Source organism: Halogranum roseipondis (assembly GCF_059695585.1).
In genome coordinates this window covers 1-18855 of record NZ_JBUEED010000005.1, presented here as the reverse complement: position 1 = coordinate 18855, position 18855 = coordinate 1, and the positions used below count along the sequence as shown (strand labels likewise).

Annotated in this window: 13 protein-coding genes; 12 read left to right on the top strand and 1 reads right to left on the bottom strand. The window is 56.3% G+C overall.

The annotated features are described in order from the left end of the window. Window positions 1-157: 157 nt before the first annotated feature. The 3 genes from EOHIBHHM_RS20320 to EOHIBHHM_RS20310 are packed head-to-tail and all read left to right on the top strand — an operon-like array spanning window position 158 to window position 3884. On the top strand, window positions 158-1519 hold the full coding sequence (locus EOHIBHHM_RS20320) for a TrbL/VirB6 family protein (protein ID WP_497257720.1): 1362 nt from the start codon (window positions 158-160) through the stop codon (window positions 1517-1519). A 51-nt stretch (window positions 1520-1570) separates the two neighbouring features. After that, the gene (locus EOHIBHHM_RS20315) at window positions 1571-2953 is read left to right on the top strand and encodes an ATP-binding protein (RefSeq protein ID WP_497257718.1); all 1383 of its coding nucleotides are present in this window, start codon (window positions 1571-1573) and stop codon (window positions 2951-2953) included. Window positions 2954-2990: 37 nt separating this feature from the next. Further along, on the top strand, window positions 2991-3884 hold the full coding sequence (locus EOHIBHHM_RS20310; RefSeq protein WP_497257716.1) for a TRM11 family SAM-dependent methyltransferase: 894 nt from the start codon (window positions 2991-2993) through the stop codon (window positions 3882-3884). A gap of 12 nt (window positions 3885-3896) precedes the next feature. Here EOHIBHHM_RS20310 and EOHIBHHM_RS20305 read toward each other — a convergent pair whose 3' ends face one another. Continuing rightward, on the bottom strand, window positions 3897-6314 hold the full coding sequence (locus tag EOHIBHHM_RS20305; RefSeq protein WP_497257714.1) for a PAS domain-containing sensor histidine kinase: 2418 nt from the start codon (window positions 6312-6314) through the stop codon (window positions 3897-3899). Window positions 6315-6446: 132 nt separating this feature from the next. On the opposite strand from EOHIBHHM_RS20305, the gene EOHIBHHM_RS20300 reads away from it, so the two are divergent. The 9 genes from EOHIBHHM_RS20300 (at window position 6447) to EOHIBHHM_RS20260 (ending at window position 18224) form a co-directional block, all read left to right on the top strand. Next, window positions 6447-6641 (top strand): glycerophosphodiester phosphodiesterase family protein, encoded by a 195-nt coding sequence (locus tag EOHIBHHM_RS20300; protein WP_497257859.1) that lies wholly within the window; start codon window positions 6447-6449, stop codon window positions 6639-6641. A 199-nt stretch (window positions 6642-6840) separates the two neighbouring features. Next, entirely contained in the window at window positions 6841-7380 is a 540-nt protein-coding gene (locus EOHIBHHM_RS20295) for a DUF7342 family protein (protein ID WP_497257712.1), read from the top strand. A 147-nt stretch (window positions 7381-7527) separates the two neighbouring features. Continuing rightward, complete coding sequence (locus EOHIBHHM_RS20290; protein ID WP_497257710.1) at window positions 7528-7881, top strand: hypothetical protein; 354 nt, start codon at window positions 7528-7530, stop codon at window positions 7879-7881. Window positions 7882-8038: 157 nt separating this feature from the next. Continuing rightward, a complete protein-coding gene (locus EOHIBHHM_RS20285) occupies window positions 8039-8425 on the top strand; it encodes a hypothetical protein (RefSeq protein ID WP_497257708.1) in 387 nt (128 codons plus the stop codon). A gap of 102 nt (window positions 8426-8527) precedes the next feature. After that, on the top strand, window positions 8528-9415 hold the full coding sequence (locus EOHIBHHM_RS20280) for a TraC-like domain-containing protein (protein WP_497257706.1): 888 nt from the start codon (window positions 8528-8530) through the stop codon (window positions 9413-9415). Window positions 9416-9477: 62 nt separating this feature from the next. Further along, window positions 9478-11655 (top strand): VirB4 family type IV secretion system protein, encoded by a 2178-nt coding sequence (locus EOHIBHHM_RS20275; protein ID WP_497257704.1) that lies wholly within the window; start codon window positions 9478-9480, stop codon window positions 11653-11655. A 1216-nt stretch (window positions 11656-12871) separates the two neighbouring features. Further along, the gene (locus tag EOHIBHHM_RS20270) at window positions 12872-15829 is read left to right on the top strand and encodes an ATP-binding protein (RefSeq protein WP_497257702.1); all 2958 of its coding nucleotides are present in this window, start codon (window positions 12872-12874) and stop codon (window positions 15827-15829) included. Continuing rightward, window positions 15826-16722 (top strand): bifunctional DNA primase/polymerase, encoded by an 897-nt coding sequence (locus EOHIBHHM_RS20265; RefSeq protein WP_497257700.1) that lies wholly within the window; start codon window positions 15826-15828, stop codon window positions 16720-16722. Before EOHIBHHM_RS20270 ends, EOHIBHHM_RS20265 begins: the two co-directional genes overlap by 4 nt. Beyond that, on the top strand, window positions 16719-18224 hold the full coding sequence (locus EOHIBHHM_RS20260) for a primase-associated protein (protein WP_497257698.1): 1506 nt from the start codon (window positions 16719-16721) through the stop codon (window positions 18222-18224). Before EOHIBHHM_RS20265 ends, EOHIBHHM_RS20260 begins: the two co-directional genes overlap by 4 nt. Window positions 18225-18855 lie beyond the last annotated feature (631 nt).

Genomic DNA, 18855 nt, shown 5'->3' with positions numbered 1-18855 from the left:
TTGATTATCGGCTGTAGAGATTAACACACCAGGTCGCTTAAAATAAGACAGAACTTCCGATACGATGACCTTATCGAGACCCCGACTCCCCGTCGACGTCGCCACTGACCGACTGAGCCACAGCACGATTGAATTCATCAACGTCGCCGCCAGAGTAGTGCCGCTGGATAGTGTGACACTGCTCGCCGCCGGTTACACCGAGTGGGTTGCAAACATGTTCATCTACGCCACAACCGGCATCCTGGGCTTCATAGGGACGCTGGTCGCTGATGGTATCCACACCTTCATCATCTTCGACAGTCCCTACTCGGATCCGGCGTTGCAGTCGGCGTTCCAGCACAATCTCGATATCTTTCCGCAGCTGTTGGTGGTGATAGTCATGGCTGGGGTTGCCACCAAGCCCTTCGCAGATCAAGAAGAAGTGACGAACTTCATGCTCGCGTGGAAAGCACTGAAAGTGATTATCTTCGTCGCTGTCGGTCGCCAGCTCATGCATTTCGGGCTGTTGTTGACGAACGCGATCATCGGTCATATCTTCACCGCCGACTACGGGACGTCGTTCGGCCCCGAGATTCTCCAATCAAGTCTCGAGGGGGCGGCTGCCTCGAGTGCTGGCGTCGTGCTTGGGGCGTTCATCCTGAGTCTGGTGTCTATCGCTGGTATCGTCCTCGCACTCGGGGTCTTTGTCCTCCGGGAGTTCCTCTTCAATGCGACGTTCATCCTCCTGCCCGTGCTTGGAGCAATGTTGTTCTTGGACTTCGGTCCACTGCGCTCGAGTGCTGAACTCGCAAAGACCGCACTGCGGGTAACCACGTACATGCTGCTGGTCGGGATCGTGATGGCCGGGCTCTTACAGACCGGCGCCGCTGCGGCCGGTGCGTACGCCGACCTTGGTGGGCAAGCAGCCGCCCAGTCACAGCAAGCCGCCAGTGACCCAGCCTTCGGGGAGGTGCTAGAAGCGTACCTCTTCTGGTTAATCGGCCTCGTTGCACCGGCGCTCGCCGGCATCAAGGCCGCGGCGATGTCCGGGTTGTCCCCACGGAAGATTTCCGGGCGTGACGGCGGGAAGAGTCGGAGTTCAGGGTCGTCGACGAGACGGTCCGGAGAGAAGTCGACACGGACCGCGCTGATGGAGCAGGCGAAATACGGGTCGGCGAAGGGACTCCGAAATGTTGACAAACACATCGCTCGCGGAGCTGGCAGTAGTGCCGCGGGAAAGGTTGGGTCGGTAACCAGTCGGGCCAAAGGTGCAGTCGGAGGCGCTGTCGCAAACAATCTCTCAGAAGGAAAGAGGGACCTGAGTAAAAGAGCCATGAAGGGAGGCAAAAATACAGGAAAGCGTGCTGTCGATGATGCTGTGGCGGGGACGGACTACGCAACTCGAAATCTTCACCAATCTCCGCTTGATTGGGCCGAAGCAGGTCTTGAACGTTACCGCGAAGATCCCGTCGTTGACACATCAAATGAAAGTGAGCCAAGTCAGCAGGACGGAATCTCAGATAAGAGTCATTCAGAGTAGCATTTTGAGGGGAAATATACATACAAAAGGAGGATAGAACTTAAATCAGCCATGGACGGTCAAGAAAACACTACGTCCAAGCGAACCAAAAAAACAACGTCGCGGCGAGGAATTCAGACTGCTCAAGATATTATTATTCTCTCTGTTTCGACTGTTGTCTTTTCTGCGTGCTATGCACTCGTCCCATTAGGAGTGGTCCTCTCAGCGGACGTGTTAACCCAGTCTGTTGGAATACTCATTTCGGTGATTTTTGGTATAATTGGAATCTTCTCTCTTCCACTGGTTGCTGGGATTATTGTAAGCGGTATCATTGAACTTCTGTCTGGTCAGGACGAGAAAGAGATTGCTAGAGGCTGGTTCTTCGGGATTATTATCGGCTCAACCATTCTGACTGCAGTGTGGTTTCTCCCTTTCTGGGAGAACACCTGGCCAGAGTTTGCAGAGATACTCTCACCACTCCACGTAGAAGGCCTGTTAAGCGAGATTTGGCTCGCGGGAATTGGTTGGCTAGTAAGTATACCTTTGATGGCATATTCTCATCTTTACGGACTAACTGCTTATGATGACAGTGTTGCAGACACAAATCAAAATCCCACTCGTTCAAGTACTTCTTCAGGTTCGAGGAATCTCCCTGAGCAGGATATGGAAAGTGACAAAGACAACTTAGAGCAGGGGGTTCAAGACCTCGAATATCACTGGAAACCAGCCCCAGATACCCGCTTCACCGACATCGGGGGGATGGACAACCTCAAAACCGATATCGAACGCTCAGTCCTGCGCCCACTCACCCGCATCGACGACGCCTACAAGCGCTTCAACATCTCCCCACCGAACGGTATCCTCCTCCATGGCCCGCCCGGTACCGGGAAAACTCATTTTGCACGCGCCATCGCTGGTGAACTTGGTCATCCCTATCTCGAGCTCAGCGCCGGCGACATCAAATCACGCTGGATCAACGAATCCACGGAGAAGGTCAACCAGCTCTTCGGCGAAGCCTCACAGTTCGATCGCTGTGTCATCTTCATCGACGAGATCGATGCGCTGCTGGCTGGGCGTGACAGTGACCTCCATCGGGAACACGCTCAGGTCGTCAACGAGTTTCTGGCGCACTTGGATGACGAGGACCCAAACTTCCTGGTGATTGCCGCCACGAACCGTGTGGACTTGCTGGATGAGGCCGCCACCCGTCGCGGCCGGTTCGACCAGCAGTACGAAGTCGGCCTCCCGGATGAAGCTGCACGCGAGGCGATTTTCCGGGTACGATTGCAAGACCTTCCAACCGACCTCGATGAGGCAGACTATGCAACACTCGCGGCACAAACAGAAGGCCACTCCGCCGCCGATGTCGTCGGCATCATCGAGGATGCAGCGATGGACGCTGCAGAGCGTGATGCGCAGGTACTCACGCGGGAGGACCTTCTCGCTCGTGTGTGACCGTTCCACAGACGGCTTCGCGGCCATCTGTTCACGGATGGAGGACAACGCGTTGATTGCAGCAGAGTGCCGCAACCTTACTGGTGGGATACCGGATGGAGCCGGGGTCGCGCTCTGTGAGACTGTCGAACAGGTCCCCGACGCCGCATATGTACACACGGGACTCCAGCTCCTCGCACGCGGTGCAACGTTGGATGGCCTCGTGAGGGCCGTCGACGAGACTAACATTGCAGCGGACGATTTTCGCATCGAGATCCATGCGTCCGCCGACGGATACTACAATTCTCGCCAAACAACCATTGTCGCACTCGCCGACGTACTCCCTGCATATCCCGACCTTGACGATCCACAACACCGGTTTCTGATGTTCGCTCACAAGAATGAGCTCTGGTTTGGGGAAATCGTCACCGAGTGTGACCACACCTATGTACGCCACGACGCCAAACCCTGTCGAACGTCATTTTCACTGTCCAGTCGCCTCTCACGGGGACTCGTTAATCTTGTCACGCCTGCAGAGACACTGCTTGACCCCTGTTGTGGAACGGGCTCGATTTTGCTTGAAGCCCAGTCACGCGGTATTCAGGCGTATGGGGCAGACTGGAACCAAGCGATGGTACAGATGGCCCATGAAAATCTATCGCACTTTGGGTATGACGAGCGAGTCGAACACGCTGACGCCCGCAGCTACTCACAACCCGTCGATGCGATTGTGACCGATCTACCCTACGGGCAGTTCTTACAGACAGATGCAGCGGTCATTCGTGCGATTCTCGAACACGGGGCGAGACTTGCGCCAGTCGCCGTCTACGTTGCTGGGGCGCTTATGACCGAGTGGCTGGAAACTGCTGGGTATCACGATATCAGGGTGTACCCAGTGGTCAAACGTGCTGGGTTCGTCCGTTATGTGCATGTTGCACGAAGCGACTGTTGAGCCAAGCTCTGCTCACCTCAAGTTACCAGATGACGGTTGCGATTCAGTGCGGTCAGTCTCGACGGTGTCGCACGGTGGTAGTGTGAAGACGAACGTTGTCCCCTCGCCGAGTTCGGAGTCGACCCAGATTTTCCCTCCGTGCTGTTCGACAACTTTCCGACAGATGGATAACCCGACTCCGCTTCCATCTGAGTCCCCAAGCGATGTGAAGAGATTAAAAATCTCGTCATGAGAGTCCGGAGGGATACCAGGGCCGTCGTCTGTAACGGCAATACGCCACCACTCGTCGGGTTGGCGAGTGGCACTGACGTGAATGGTCGCAGAGCCAGCGTTACTGTATTTGATGGCGTTGCTGATGAGATTCTGAAAGAGCTTCACGAGTTGCGAACGATTTCCTGCGACCGTTGGCAGGTCTTCGATCGTAATCGTAGCGGCATCTACATCAGGAAGCGACAGAAGGACGTCCTTGACAACCTGCTCACAATCAACCTGGTTGTACTCGGTGTCGTCGCGCCCGACGCGAGAGTAGGTCAACAGATCGTCGATCATCTGTCGCATGCGGTCTGCCCCATCAACCGCGTACCCGATGAATTCCTCGGCGTCCTCATCGAGTGCGTTCGCGTACCGATGTTCTAACAGCTGAAGGTAGCTTGTCACCATTCGGAGTGGTTCTTTGAGGTCGTGTGAGACCACATATGCGAACTGTTCGAGTTCGGCGTTCGAACGTTCAAGTTCGTCTACGATCTCTGAGAGCTCTTCGCGGCGTCGCTCGATCTCCTGCTTGCGTTCTTCCTGTTCGGTAATATCCCGAATGATGCCCGTAAACAGATGATCGCCGTCGACACTAATGTCGCCGAATGACAGCCCAAGTTGGATTTCGTGTCCCGCTTTGTGTTGTCCCGGGAGTTCGATCCACTCCCAATCAAGATGGCGGTTGCCAGTCTCGAGATAGCGCCTGAGGGCTGCTTCGTGTTTCGGCGCCAGCTCGTCAGCCATCAGTCTCGTCACCAATGTCCCGACCAATGTGTCCGGGTTGTATCCAAAAATGTCTTCAATCGTTTCGTTCGCGTATCGAATGGTACTCGAGCTGTCGATTGAAATGACGGCGAACGAAGAGTTCTTTGTGAGCGCCTCGAAGCGAGTCTCCGTTATTTTGAGTTTGCGGTTCGTTCGCCGAAGCGTGTCGACGGTCTGTTCGAGTTCCTGTCGTGTCTCGTGGAGTCGTCGTTCTCGCTTTTTTAATTCAGTAATGTCCTGTCCTGTGGTAATCACTTGCTCGATATCGCCGTTGGCATCGAACAGTGGAACACTGTTCATGGAAACATGGACGCGACTGCCGTCTGATCGCTCGATGAGGACCTCACGATCAAACATCGGCTCGCCGCTTGCGAGGACCTGCTGGGTCGGATAGTCCTGCTCGTCCAGTGGTGTTCCGTCCGGAGTGTAGTAGCTCACCTCGTTTTGGTTCTCGACTGACTGGTCGTCGTTCGAGGGGGTGATCTGTAGAATGTCTCGGGCACGGGCGTTCATCCGGCGTCGAGTTCCGTCAGCTCCGTGAATCGCGATAGCGACGGGGGCAGTGCTCAGAATGCGCGTGGTCAGTTCGTGTTCCCGACGAAGTTGTTCTTCCCATTGTTGTTGCTCGGTCAGATCGCGTGTGAACATCGCAAATTGTCGGAGTTCCATGGACTGGTCGTAGTGTGGAATGAGAACCACTTCCGCCCAGAACCGTGAGCCATTCTTGCGCACACACCAGCCCCTAGTTGTAGCATGTCCGTCGACACATGCCTTCGCCAAAAGGTCGCTTGACACTCCCCGTTCAAGCATGTCTCTCGGGGAGAAAATGGAGTGATGTTCCCTGATGATTTCATCTCTCGTGTAGCCCATGATGTTCTCCGCTCCCCTGTTCCAGGAGGCAATTCGGCCGTCATCGTCGAGCAAAAAGACAGCGTAGTCGTCGATGGATTCAGCGAGCGTTTGCATCTCACCGAGTTTCGAGGACTGCTCACGTCTCGATTGCTCCCAGAGGAGTGCTTCGACGCTGTCTGTTAACTCGCTTATAGAGTCCGTTTCCGATTTTTGAACGTACTCAGAGACACCGGCTGTGATGGCTCGACTAGCGAGAGTTTCGCTCCCAGCGTCGGTATACAAAATAAATGGAATCTCATCATCTCTGATACGGATCGCTTCGAGGAGGCGGAGTCCGTCGCCGCCGGGTAAACGGTATTCACTGATGAGACAGTCGATCGACTGTTCGTTGAGAACTGAGAGTGCCTCAGTACCGGTCGAAACGACAGTCACCGCCACGTCCTCAAAGGCGTCTGCCACCCGTCTGCCCGCTTCTTCGTCGGGGTCGACGTACAAAATCTCAGCTGCCGACAGCTGTGGAGGCGAATATCGCCGCCCAATAGTCCAATCTGTGGAAGTCATAGCGCCCCTACTCATATTTGGGCATCCCTTTAGCATCAAATATGCTTACACCCCTATTTAAGTTTGCTACTAAAAAGACAGTAATAATTACTATAGGTGTTTTTAGAATATATAATTATTCTATGATTATATATTGGTGCCAAGGCAGTCAATCCATCGACGGGCGTACTTGACAAGGATCTCGTCGAAACTGTCCACGCAGAAGGTCGCGAGGTGAACGTCTGGACGATCGATAGCTGGCGGGAGGCACAGACCCCTCTTAAGTTAGGTGTTGATGGGCTGGTCGCAGACTACTCACAGATGGAAGTCTTTGGGACTACGACCTGAATCGCCGTGTTCCCGGGACTGCAGCCGCCTGCTCCTTCAGCAGCGGAAGTCACTTAAGTACAAGCTGGCAGCCATTTTCTCAAAGGGTGTCCCTGCTAGCAGCTATCTCCTTGTGATGTACCCCCACCCGATTGAGTGGCTCAATTAATTGAGTCACACAAAATTATTTGAGTACAGAGGCCGTCCTGTGAACTACACCATGACTGATCCGAACGCAGAGGCGTGGACAGAGGAATACAGCGGGCGAGAACGCGTCCGGATGGTCGTCGAGACACTCAACGAGCCGGCAACCGTCACAGAAATCGCAAATCAGGCAGACGTTGCATGGGCAACAGCCGATAGTGAGTTAGATACCCTCGTCGCTGCAAACAAAGTGCAGACACGGAGTGCCGACGGCAAGACGCTGTATGCGCTCAATCCAGTTCAGTTGCTCTTCGAGGAAGTGTTAGACCTCATCAACGAGCACAGTCGCGACGAACTCGAATCGAAGCTCGTCGAGTACCAATCGCAACTTGAGTCACTCCAGGCGGAGTACAGCGTTGAAACCTTGACCGAACTTCGCGACACGCTCGTCCACGAAGAGTTGTCTGCCAAGGAGATGCAGGACATTAGAAACGCTGCATCAACGTGGGACGCGCTGGAAACTGAGCTTCGGCTTACGAAACACGCTCTCCAGTTCTATGAGGACGTTACCCAATTCTCTCGCTCCGATGGCGACGAACGGCTCTCGGTCGCGTAGCTTAGCATGATTTTTCTCGCAAATAGAGACGGACTCCGGAACAAGCGTCTGCACCGACGAATCAAGAATCGCTTCCAGAGCGCCACAGCGTTCAGTGCGGTGCAACTCAGAGTCGCAACGCACCGTGAGCCAGGGCCGTATCGCGTTGTGGCCGAGACAGACCCTAAAATGCTCTTCGACGAGTCCGATTATCCGACACAGGAGGCACGACTCGAAATCGGATTTGATGTGGAGGGTGCGACTGACTATGATTTCTATTGGTTCAATTGGGTCGAATCGGAACGGAGTCTCCTCTTAGGATGGCATCAAGACGACGACCATCCGGAACTCGGCCCGGTGCATGTTCAGGTGAACGGGTCCAGTACTGTCGTTGATCGCAAGCCCGCTGAGTTCATCGACGAGCATCCAATGGCTGTCGTCGAAGCCCGACTTGCCCAACTGCCGGATGCAGTTGACGCAATTCGATGGCAAGATAGGTCCGTTTTCGAACTTGTGTGGTAGTCTTGAATAAGTCGCTTGCCAGCGATCACTCCCCTGTTACTCAACTACCCAACTACAGTCACCACGAATGACACATATACCTTAGCTATCTAGAAGTAAATTCATGTCCTTTCGCCAGAAAAAGCATTAAGTTGTGTTATGTGGTAACAAAGAGTACATGGAGACCTTTCCGATCGCAGGTCGGATAATTAACACAAAGCTCGTTTTCGGTCTCACCGCCCGCGAAGTCGGTGAAGTCCTCCTCATCCCCTTTCTGGCGCTCGGCATCGCCCAGAGCCTCGGCTACACCGGGACGGTGTTGCTGGTGGCTGGGGGGACTGGGCTCGCACTCGGGATACTCATCCTGTTGGTCACTCCCGCTGGCCAGCGTCCGATCAACTACGCCCGGGCAGCGACTGAGTACTATCTCACGTCAAACACGTCCTACAATCGCCGAACGCGACCGGCAGAGGAAACGCCAGTTGTGCAGGACGTCGTCGGTGTTCGACAGGAGGGACTCGACATCGAGACGATCGAAGCAGAACGCGACGCCGACACGAAGTGACTATCTATGGGTTCGGCTACTTCAACAGACGACCGACCAGACGCACCGGAGCGTGACGACACAGCGGACGACGATTCGTCAGAGGGCTCACGGACACACGACGTGGGGACTGACAACGAGATAGCCCCGAGCTACAACGGAGATGACTCAGCCCCAACATCCGACCTCAAGGTTCTCCGACAACTCGACAAGTTTCTCGACGATATCGACACGGACCTGCCGACGGCCCGCGAGCGAGCCCGCGCTCGCGATCACTTCGAGCTCGAGGACAAACTCGGCGGCAAGCGAACGACCCAAGACAAACTCGGGTTCGACTACGTTCGTGACGATGGCATTGCCGTCGACGGCGACAGCTACATCGGCCTACTGAAGGTCTACCCCCAGAACTGGCTCTCGCTCAGCGAGGAGGCCAAACGCGACACCATGAGCGCCTATATGTCGTTTCTGATGTCGCTCGAATCGAGCGTGGCTGTCCCCTGTTATCCGAAGACGTTCGACTTGACCGGCCATCTTGAGCGCTTCTACACGGCCGGGGCGAACATGGCCTCACGCGGCCAGACCCCCATCTTGCAGTACGGACGGAAGTTCTACATCCAGTGGGCAAACACGAACATCGAAGAGGAGGACCTCAAACAACGGGATTTCTACGTCGTCACCCGTGTCGAGGCCGAACAGGTCCACAAGAACCTCGATACTGGAAGTGCACTCAGCCAGATTGAATCGATTCCGCTCGTTGGAGCGGTCAGTTCGTGGGCCGCCGGATGGCTCCCCGGCGTCGACACTCATGAGGACGCACGAACTGAGTTGTGTATCCGCGAAGTCCAACAGCGCCAACGCCGTATCCTCAACAAACTCGGCCGAACGGACGTCTCGATCAGCCGCGTCACCGACCGCCAGGAAACGATGGAGATTCTGTATCACTACTATAATCACGTCGACCCGCAGTTCGAGCGCTTCGACCACGCGACAAGCACGGCGGGTGATCTCTGATGAGGTCGGACCGGTTCAGCTGGCTCCGATCGGTATTACCGTGGGCGGAGTCGCCGCCATCGTTGAACGACATCGACGACGAGACGTTCGATCGGGCAGCGGCCGTCCTCGAAGCGAACGGCGACGAGCTCACGAAAGAGAACATTCGCGAACAGGCCGAATACCTGCTCGAACTGGAAGAGGCCGACGATGGCGACCTCCGACTTGGCGTCGTCCAAGACGCCACCGAACGCTCGCTTTCGGACCGCGACATCATCGCCCCACGACAGCTCACCGAACAGTCGGAACTGTTCGAGTCGGGATACATGGTTCGCAACGACAAGTACGTCCGGACGTTGACGATCCACGGCTTCCCCGAGCGTGTCCCGCTTGGGTGGCTTGAGGATTTGTACACGACGAACGACCACATCCGTGTCACCCAGCATATCGAACCCCGTGATACGGGGACGGTCCTTCGGAAACTGCAGAAGCGACTCACCCAACTCCGAGCCCGTCTCACGAAGAAACAACAGAAGAACCGGACTGACACGCATGAAGCCGAGGCTGACCGCGAGATGGTGAAAGACCTCATCTGGGATATCATCCTCGGGGAGACCAAACTGTTCGATTTTGCTATCTACATTGAGGTCGTTACCGACTCGAAACAGGAACTCAACGAAGCAACCGAGCGCGTCGTCGACTCTCTCAGTACGGCCAACGCCAAGGCAGTCACCCTCGAAAAACGGCAGGTCGAATCCCAGGACGCGATGGCACCCTACGGGACGGACCCGATCAAGTCGACCCAACTGATGCAGGAGACCGCCATCGCGACGATGTTCCCCTTTATCGAGCCGACAGTGGCCGACGCTGATGGCATCTTCTATGGGTTCGATGGGACCAACACACCCGTTATCCTCGACCGGTATAACCTCTCGTCGTACTCGAAGGCGATTGCAGGCAAGATGGGGTCGGGCAAGACGTTCGCCGAGAAACACGAGATGTACCATCGTCTGATGATGGACCCCGAGATCGAGATGCTCGTCTTGGACCCACTGGGGGACTTCGTCGACTTCGCCGAAGACCTCGGTGGGCAGGTGATTCGCTTCGGTGGGCAGAACACGGTCAACCCACTGGAGATTCGGCGTGGCATCGACGACGTGGCTGACGACCCGTTCAAGAAGAAATTTCGTTCGGTGATGGAACTGTTCCGGACCCATTTCTCGGCAGTCGCCGATCAATCGCTCACCAAGGAGCAGGAGGGCATCCTCCGGCGAACGGTGAGACTCGCCTATCTCAAATACGGCATCACTGCCGACCCGGCGACCCACGAAAACACGAGCCCGACGATGCAGGATATCCTCGAGATGCTGCATGCGCTTGCCGATGGGAAACAGCCCAGCGAGTTTTTCGAGTTCCACGAGGAGGCCGACGCCGAGCGCCTCCAGCCAGAGGTCGAACAACTCGAGCTACGGTTCAAAGAGGCCGATGAGAAGTACGCCTACCAGCTCTTGCTCGGGCTGGAAGCGTTCCAACACGGTGGGGAGAACGACAATCTGAACGGCCAGACGAACGTCGAACTCGACAATCGCCTCGTCGTCATCGATATGTCGATGTTCGCCGACACGGGACAAGCCCCGCTGTTCATGCATGTGATGTTCGACTGGATCTACCAGCGGGCCCAAAGCAGCGACCGCCGCACGCAGGTCACCATCGACGAGGCGCACTATCTGTTGCGGCGGGCCGCGACGACAGATATGATCGACCTGTTCATCCGGCACAGTCGACACTTCAACACCGCCATCACCCTCATTTCACAGACGGTCGATGAGTTCATCGCGAACACAAACAAGAAATCCGACGAGGCCACGGAGAAGGCGCGCAACGTCTACAACCTCTGTGATATCAAGCAGATCTTCCACCACGAGTCGGTCAGCGACGAGATGGTCGACTTTCACGACCTGACCCCCGCAGAGCAGAATTTCATCGCGACGGCCCAGACCGGCGAGGACGGCTCGTACTCGGAGTGTCTGCTCACGGTCAACGACTGGTCGAAGTCACTCGCGTTGCACGTCAACGACTACGAGGTGCATGTGCTGGATGACGACTTGGATCCGTGGAAATACCTCATCGATCAGCGGTATCTCGATGTCGACGACGTCCAGTATCTTGCATCCGAGGATCGCATCGACGACTACGACATCCCTGACTCGCTCCTGCAGAAAGCGGGAGTCCAGACTGCACCCCAAGAGGCCGATGACTGAGCTCCGACGCTACATCCGGATCGAACCCGCTCGCGAACGCGTCGACCACACGGATCTCGTCTCTCGCCTTGCTGGACTTCGGAAGCTCCGGACGGGCTGGAAGGTCAAGTACGACCCTCGAAAGAGTCCACCCACCTTCGAGTTTCTCGTCCTCACACAGGGGGATGGGGCACCAGTCCGGTTCTACCTCGGCGTCGACGATGAAGACCTGCTACCGACGCTCCTGTCCGAACTACAGACGGCCTACCCGTCGAGCTACGACCTCGCTGAAGAGACGGTCGACGTGGAGGCAGAACTCTGTGGGCGTGGTGGTCAACAGGAAGTGGACTCGGACACGGACGAAGTGATTGACGACGACGCCGAGATGCAGCAGGCGTCACTCTCCGAGCGAACGCCACTCGCCGCGCGGTGGAACGGCGTGGGTGAACGGAGCCGCGATTGGATGACGCCACTCAAACAATATTCACAGCTCCAAGACAGGACAACAGGGCCTGGAGATCCGGCTCGAGCACCACTTGCGACGGCCGTTGACCGGCTTGCTGAAGCGACGACCCCCTCCGCGTTGCAAGTGTTGTTCACGCGGTACAGCAGCTGGCAGAAGCTTGCGGAAGGCCGCAAAAAGCAGATCGAGACCAAACACGACGGGGCCATCCAATCGGCGAAAACCAGCTTCACCGATATGCTCGTCGGCGCGGATGAAGAACGGATTCGTGACCGGCGACGCGGGCGTGACCCACCGCACGTCGGAGAGAGTACACGGCAGACGACGAGTGCGGCCAGCGGGGAAGTCGCCTCACGACAGGCGCTCATCGACCAGAAAGGGCCTTCGCAGACGTTCTTGGTGAACATGCGAGCGGTTGCTACCCTGCCAGCCGATCCGGACGATGCGGTCAGTGCACAGGCGAGAAACAACATCGAGACGCTCGCGAACGCGTTCAATCATCTGGACGGCTACTTCTATCACCTCGATGGGAGTCGCGTCACAAATGGACTGACGAACGTTCGTGATCCTGCCCGCAAGGAACTCAGACGGCTGCTCAGTCGTTCGATCAACCACTCGTCACTGGGGAAACGCCGCCCGCAGCTCATCTTGAACGCAGACGAACTCGCGAACTTCGTGGCCGTCCCCAGTGCACAGACACTGACGACCGAAGGGTCGCGGGGAGCACGGGGGAAAGAGCGCTTGCGCCAGCCACTGTCGTTGCCGGATCCGGATATGCTCGAGGAGTTCGGCGGCCCAGGGATGGCGGTCGGCAAGCCACTCCGGAATCGCAACGACCCGCTGGACGAACCGATTCGGATTCCCCCGAAGCTGTTGACGACCAGTTACATTCGAGCGGGAGCGACCGGGAGCGGGAAGTCGAAAGCCACGCAGAACGAAATGCTCTCGCTCCACGAGGACGTTCTCGGACCGACCGTCCTCTTGGAAGGGAAGGGCGACGGGATGGCTGAGAACTATCTGCACGCCCACTATGCGAAATACGGGACGCTCGAAGACGTCTACTACTTCAACGCCCCAGAAATGCTGCCGGCGGTCTCGTTTTTCGATATTCGGCCAGCCCTCGCCGCCGGACGAAACCGAAAGGACGCCGTCCAAGACAAGGTTGAGCACTTCCACGAGGTCATGCGGTTGATTCTCGGTGAGGAGCGTCACGACCGGGCGTACGTCGCCAACGAGATTCTGACGTTCCTCATCAAGGCATTGTTCGACCGCGAATACGGGCAGGACGCGTTCAATCTCACGGACCTGATTCACGCCGTGTTCCAGATGAGTCGTGACCAGACGCTCCCTGAACTGTGTGAGGCGAACGCTCATATCGAACGATCGCTCGTCCAGAAGTGCCAGGTCGACGAGCGGCAGTTCCAACAGACGATGGGCGCAGCCGCGAACCGCCTCGACAAATTCGTCGAACACGAGCATCTCTATCAGATGTTCACTCACGTCCCTGAGTGGGATACAGCGGCCGAGGAGTACGTCGGCAACGCCTTCGATTTCCGCGAGTTCCTCTCGAAAGACGCAGTCGTTCTCTTCGATATCGGGGACCTCCGAACGGAATCCCAACGCGCGTTGACGATGGTGCTGTTGAGCAATCTCTGGGATGCCGTGCAGGGGCGGCGCGGCCGAGGGAGGACGTTGACTGGGGGAGATACGCAGCCCACTGAAGCCGACGATACGATTGTGAACATGATCATCGAGGAGGCCGCCGCAGTGGCAACCTCATCGCTGGTCTACGAGCAGTTCATCCCCCAAGGACGGGCCTTCGGGGTGAGTCTCGGCTTGATCATGCAGTATCCTGAGCAAGTCGCTTTGCACAGTACCTCAGACCGACCATACACGGAAATCCTGAACAACGTCAAGACGAAGTTCATCGGCAATATCGCGACGGACGCGAAGCTCGCCGAATCGATGGCCCACGAGAATCTGAGTACGAGCGAGTTGCGCAATCGTGTAGGGCGCTTACCAGATGGCGAGTGGATTGCGCAATTGCCGAGTCCGGGCTTCGGGAAGACCGGACCAGCCCCGTTCTCGCTCGCGTCACTGCCGATTCCCGAGGGACATCCGGAGAGTGAGAACCCCCTCTCTGGGGATGACCGACATCTGTTCGAGGAGATGTCGGTTCCCCGGGTCATGCAACGAACCAAGCAGGAGTGCAGTCTTCCCGGTTCTGAGAGTAGTCTTCCACGGAAAGATGCACGAGACACGCTCGAGAAGGTGGGTGACGACGCTAACACGGAGGCAGAAGCAACGAACACCGACACAGTCGCTGCAAGTAGTGACGCATCGGAGACGACCTTCTTCGGTGCCAGCGGTGAGAGCGACGATATGCAGGCGTCTACAGCAGATGATGCAGCACCGACTCCACCGAACAAGGCGTCGAGTACGGAACGAGATATCGGGGACTCACCTGCGTTCGGCAGTACGGATGCCACGAGCCCATCTGAGGAGCCAGCAGAGGCCACGGTTTCAGAGCAATCAGCATCAGTACCCCCAGATGAGCACACTGCCGCTGTAACGACCACCGCAGAGTCGGCGACGACCCAGGAAACGGCAGAATCTCATTCAGACGTCACACTTCCCGATCACATACACTTCGACGCGACTGCCGAGCACTACGTCTGTGAGTGCTGTGGTGCTGTGTATGCAGAGGCTGAAAAGCGGAAGGCCAGTGCCTGTTGTCAGTTTGCCTCGAAAGACGACGTTGATGCCGCTGTCCACCGTGCTCGTGACACGGCTGCATCACCCGGTGAACTCTTCACACGACTCGGCAATATCACTGAACGCGCTGAGGAGTACGGCATCGAAGTGACGGTTCAGGACTTCGCGTCACTCGAGACGGCCGCTAACGAGTCTGCTGTGACTTCCAACGGTGAGTCAGAACTACCTGAGACGACACAGAGTCAGCACGAATCGACGTCGGACTCTCCTCGGTTCAGAGAAGCTACCACGGATATTCCGGATGACACGCTTCGTGCAGAGGGTGTGACGCGGGATGAGGCAGCCTTCCTCGGCCTCGTGCTTGACGCAATGAACCACCAGCTCGAGGAGTATTCGCTGCTGGAGAGCATGACCGCACTTGAAGAGCCGTTCTCCAATCTCGATGTCGAGGTGCTCAAAGAGAAGGGGTTCATCGAAGAGCATCGGTCGTTCTGGCAAACGTACTATTCGGTCTTGCCTGCAGGCCGCACGTTCCTTGATCGATCACTGAACGTCAATCCAGGTATCGGCGATCTCGGTGAGAAAACCCCCCACAAGGCCGGTGTTATCTTCCTCGAGGCGTGGCTCTCTCAACAAGAAGAGGTCACCCGAACAGAGATCTACTACCAGCATACGGCGGAAACGGTCTTTGATGTTGCTGGATTTGACGCTGCAGACGACCTCATCTGGGTTGGTGAAGTCGAAACCCCGAGTCACAACGACGACGCACTGCTTTCGGACTACGAGAAGCTCGCAAGCGTCGACGCGGCGGCTGTCTGGGCGTGTGAAAACAAGGAGTTCCTGCTGGAAGTAATCGAAACGCTCACTAATGCTGGGAAACTCAACGTGTCGCTGACGTCCACCCAAACGCGGACGATTAGCTCACTCCGGGCTGCGATTGGCAATTATGATGTGGCGGGCATGGCGGCACTGCACACGTTCCGGAGTCTCAAAACAGAGGTTGAGACAGACCCATGACCTCGACGTGGCGAAGCGCAACCCGTGAGGAACTGCACACCTACTACACGGAGACGTTTCCAGCCCGACTCGACGACCTGCCGTCGTACATTACCGTCGATGGCCCGAAGGAGTACGCAATTGCGCTCCGTGAGGCCTACCCGATACGGAAACAAGGTGCGCCTGACCGCTCGTTCATCCGTCGCGGCACCTGGCGAACCAATGGGACCGGCGACCGCAGTGTCCGACAGTTCGACTCGACGGACGACCTTGTGGCGTTCCTCCAGTACCCGGCTCGGTACGACCCGATCCAAGGGAGTGACTATGCACTGGTCGACCCAGACCTCTGTGATCAACCTGAGCCACGCCCCGACGCCGTCTACTACGCGTTAGATCACTGGGAACGGCCGTGGGTGCTCACCGTCGATATCGACGCGAAAGACATCGCGGCACAGCGTGCGGCCCGTGAGAGCACGACTGTTGACTCACCTGACGACGTCGGGACTGAGCAGCTTCGAGAGACGGGTATCTTTGACAGCCCACCCGAGGGGTATCCCTATGGGTTCGCAGATATCGAGCAGACACTCGAATACGGGTTCACTGTCAAGAAAATCTTCGAGGATGACTTCGCGGCTGAGGAAACCATGGTCGTCTACTCGGGACAGGGCTGTCACGTGTACCTGCTCGATACCGATCTTGAACACCGCTACGACGAGCAGAGTCGCGAAGTGATTAACGACCTGCTGCTCGAAGCGTATGAGATTCCCATCGACCCTGTTGTGACGGCTGATCGCAGTCGGGTGATGCGGCTGCCATACTCGTTGCACGCCGATGTCTCACGCGTTGTCCAGCCTATCGAGAGCCCTGAGTTTGACTTCCGTACCGACGCAATCCCCCCGTTTCTGGAAGCATGAGTCGAGACACTCCCCTGAACGACGAGTATACGGCGTACCGAGTCGCAGCCCTCCCCCGAGACAAAGACGAGTTCCAGCTCACACAACTGTTCGAACGTGGCTACCAGCAGTGGACTGTCGACGATACCCAGCAGACCGAGAAGTTGCTCGCCGACGTCGAGCGGTTCACCTGTGACGCATTTGCACCGAGTACGCGGAAAAAGGCAGCCGAGCGTCCCTATGTCGATGATCCAGGGATGCTAGCAGTCCTGACAACGCTCGGGGCGGTCTGCATCATGAACCATCCCAAACTCAAGGACACGCCACCACGACGTCTTGCCCTCATTGGCGATCTCCGCCAACTCTACGTCAACAACATTGCTTCACTGGTTCGTGAATACGAAGACTGGTCGCTCCATCAGGAGATCGCTGAAACTCTCTATGCGAAAGCACCTGGTGGGGATGGCGTCCATCCGGGTCGTGTCTGTACGGATATCACGACCAAGCCCGAGTTTGGTGAGGGGTACTATCTCGAGATTCCACTCGTCGCTGCCTCACGAAACTGTCTCGCTCGTGTAGATGGCGACGAGGGTCAACAGGGTGAGATTCAAGCACACGTCGCGGACAACCACCTCTACGTCCCCGCCTCGAATTTTATGACAAAGTACCGTGAGTACGCAGAAGATGCGTTCGGCCGCCTACTCGCTGTCCAAGAAACGGTGCTAACTGCAGAACAACGGAGCTGGCTCACCGCAAACGAATCGGCAATCACCGACCGCATCGACCGGTTCTTCCAAGCCGGACAGACCCACCGCGTGTGGAAGAACTGGAGCCAGCAGAAGCGTGATCTGTTGACGGTCATTAACGCAGTCAAAGCCGCGGACGATGATATCGCCCAACTCGGCGAGACGCAGACTGCAAGCAACCTTTTCAAGGCGCTTGACGTGTACGAGCCAGAGCGAGCGTGGGAGCAACGTATCTGTGAGTCCATTTCCTCGCCGCGAAGTCTCGGGACCGTTCTCTCACGTAACCGCGATCACACAAGCGTCACAGTTGAGAACGCACGTCTGAATCGGTACACACTCACCGAATACAGCGACGGTGCTCAACCGCTCCCCATCAGTGACCTTAAAGATTTATTCGAGCTCCCCTGTATGGCGGCGATGGATGAGCGCCTGCAAGAGAAGAAACCCGTCCGGAAAGACCTCTTCAATCTGGTGCGGATGGCGTGGTGGCTCCCCCAGTATCGAGACGAGAGTACAGAAGAGTTTATCAGTGATCTGAAAGACCTGTTTTCCCGGTGGCCCTGGTACGACGAAGAAGAGACGGAGTACCAGATTCGGTATGAACTCGACAACAATATCAACGGTGAAATCCCGCTCCCAATGAACTGTTCGAATGATGATATACAGCGATACTGTATCGGGCGAGACCAGTGTCCATACTCGATTTATGGGAGTCTCCCATTCCCCGAGGAGATGTACGAGCAGATCGATGATCAAGGGGAATCCCTCTCTCAGTAACTGAGCCAAACGAGCAGACACGGTTATATTTGACAGTTCAAGAACCCATTCACCCGCGGTATTTCGCGATCGTTCAAGACTGCGGTTTGCAAATACGAATGAGGGCTTCTACGTGAGTAATTGAGCAGTCTTAGTGGTTCCACCCCTCGATTTTCATTTATCATCTGAACCCACTTTCATATAGGATGAGTAACTTCATCTCCCAATTTCTCGATTTGCCAGAATGTAGCTGGTAGCGGCCGTCACACGTTACATATATCAACGAAGGCCACTTGACTCACTTTCATATACCAAATAACGCACTCAAATTAGTCCTCCGCCATCCTATGCAATTCTGCAGCCGTTATTTTGACATTCGAACCTCCAAAACCGTCCAAAGGGAGGGTGGGGTACGAGTGTGCATCCGGTGTGTCGCAAGGAGGGGATTCAGGGAACGTTGGAGCAGAGCAAGATTTGGGGAACTATCAGTTATAGATAACACAGTCTGTATCGTAGTCGAGTGGTGAGATGAAGGGGGATAGAGAGTTACGAGTCAATGATGCACAGGCAGAGGTGAACCGCATAGAGTAGATTGAGATAAGACGATGGGTCCTTCAAATTTTATATCAGCATTCATATAGACCTGAGATAG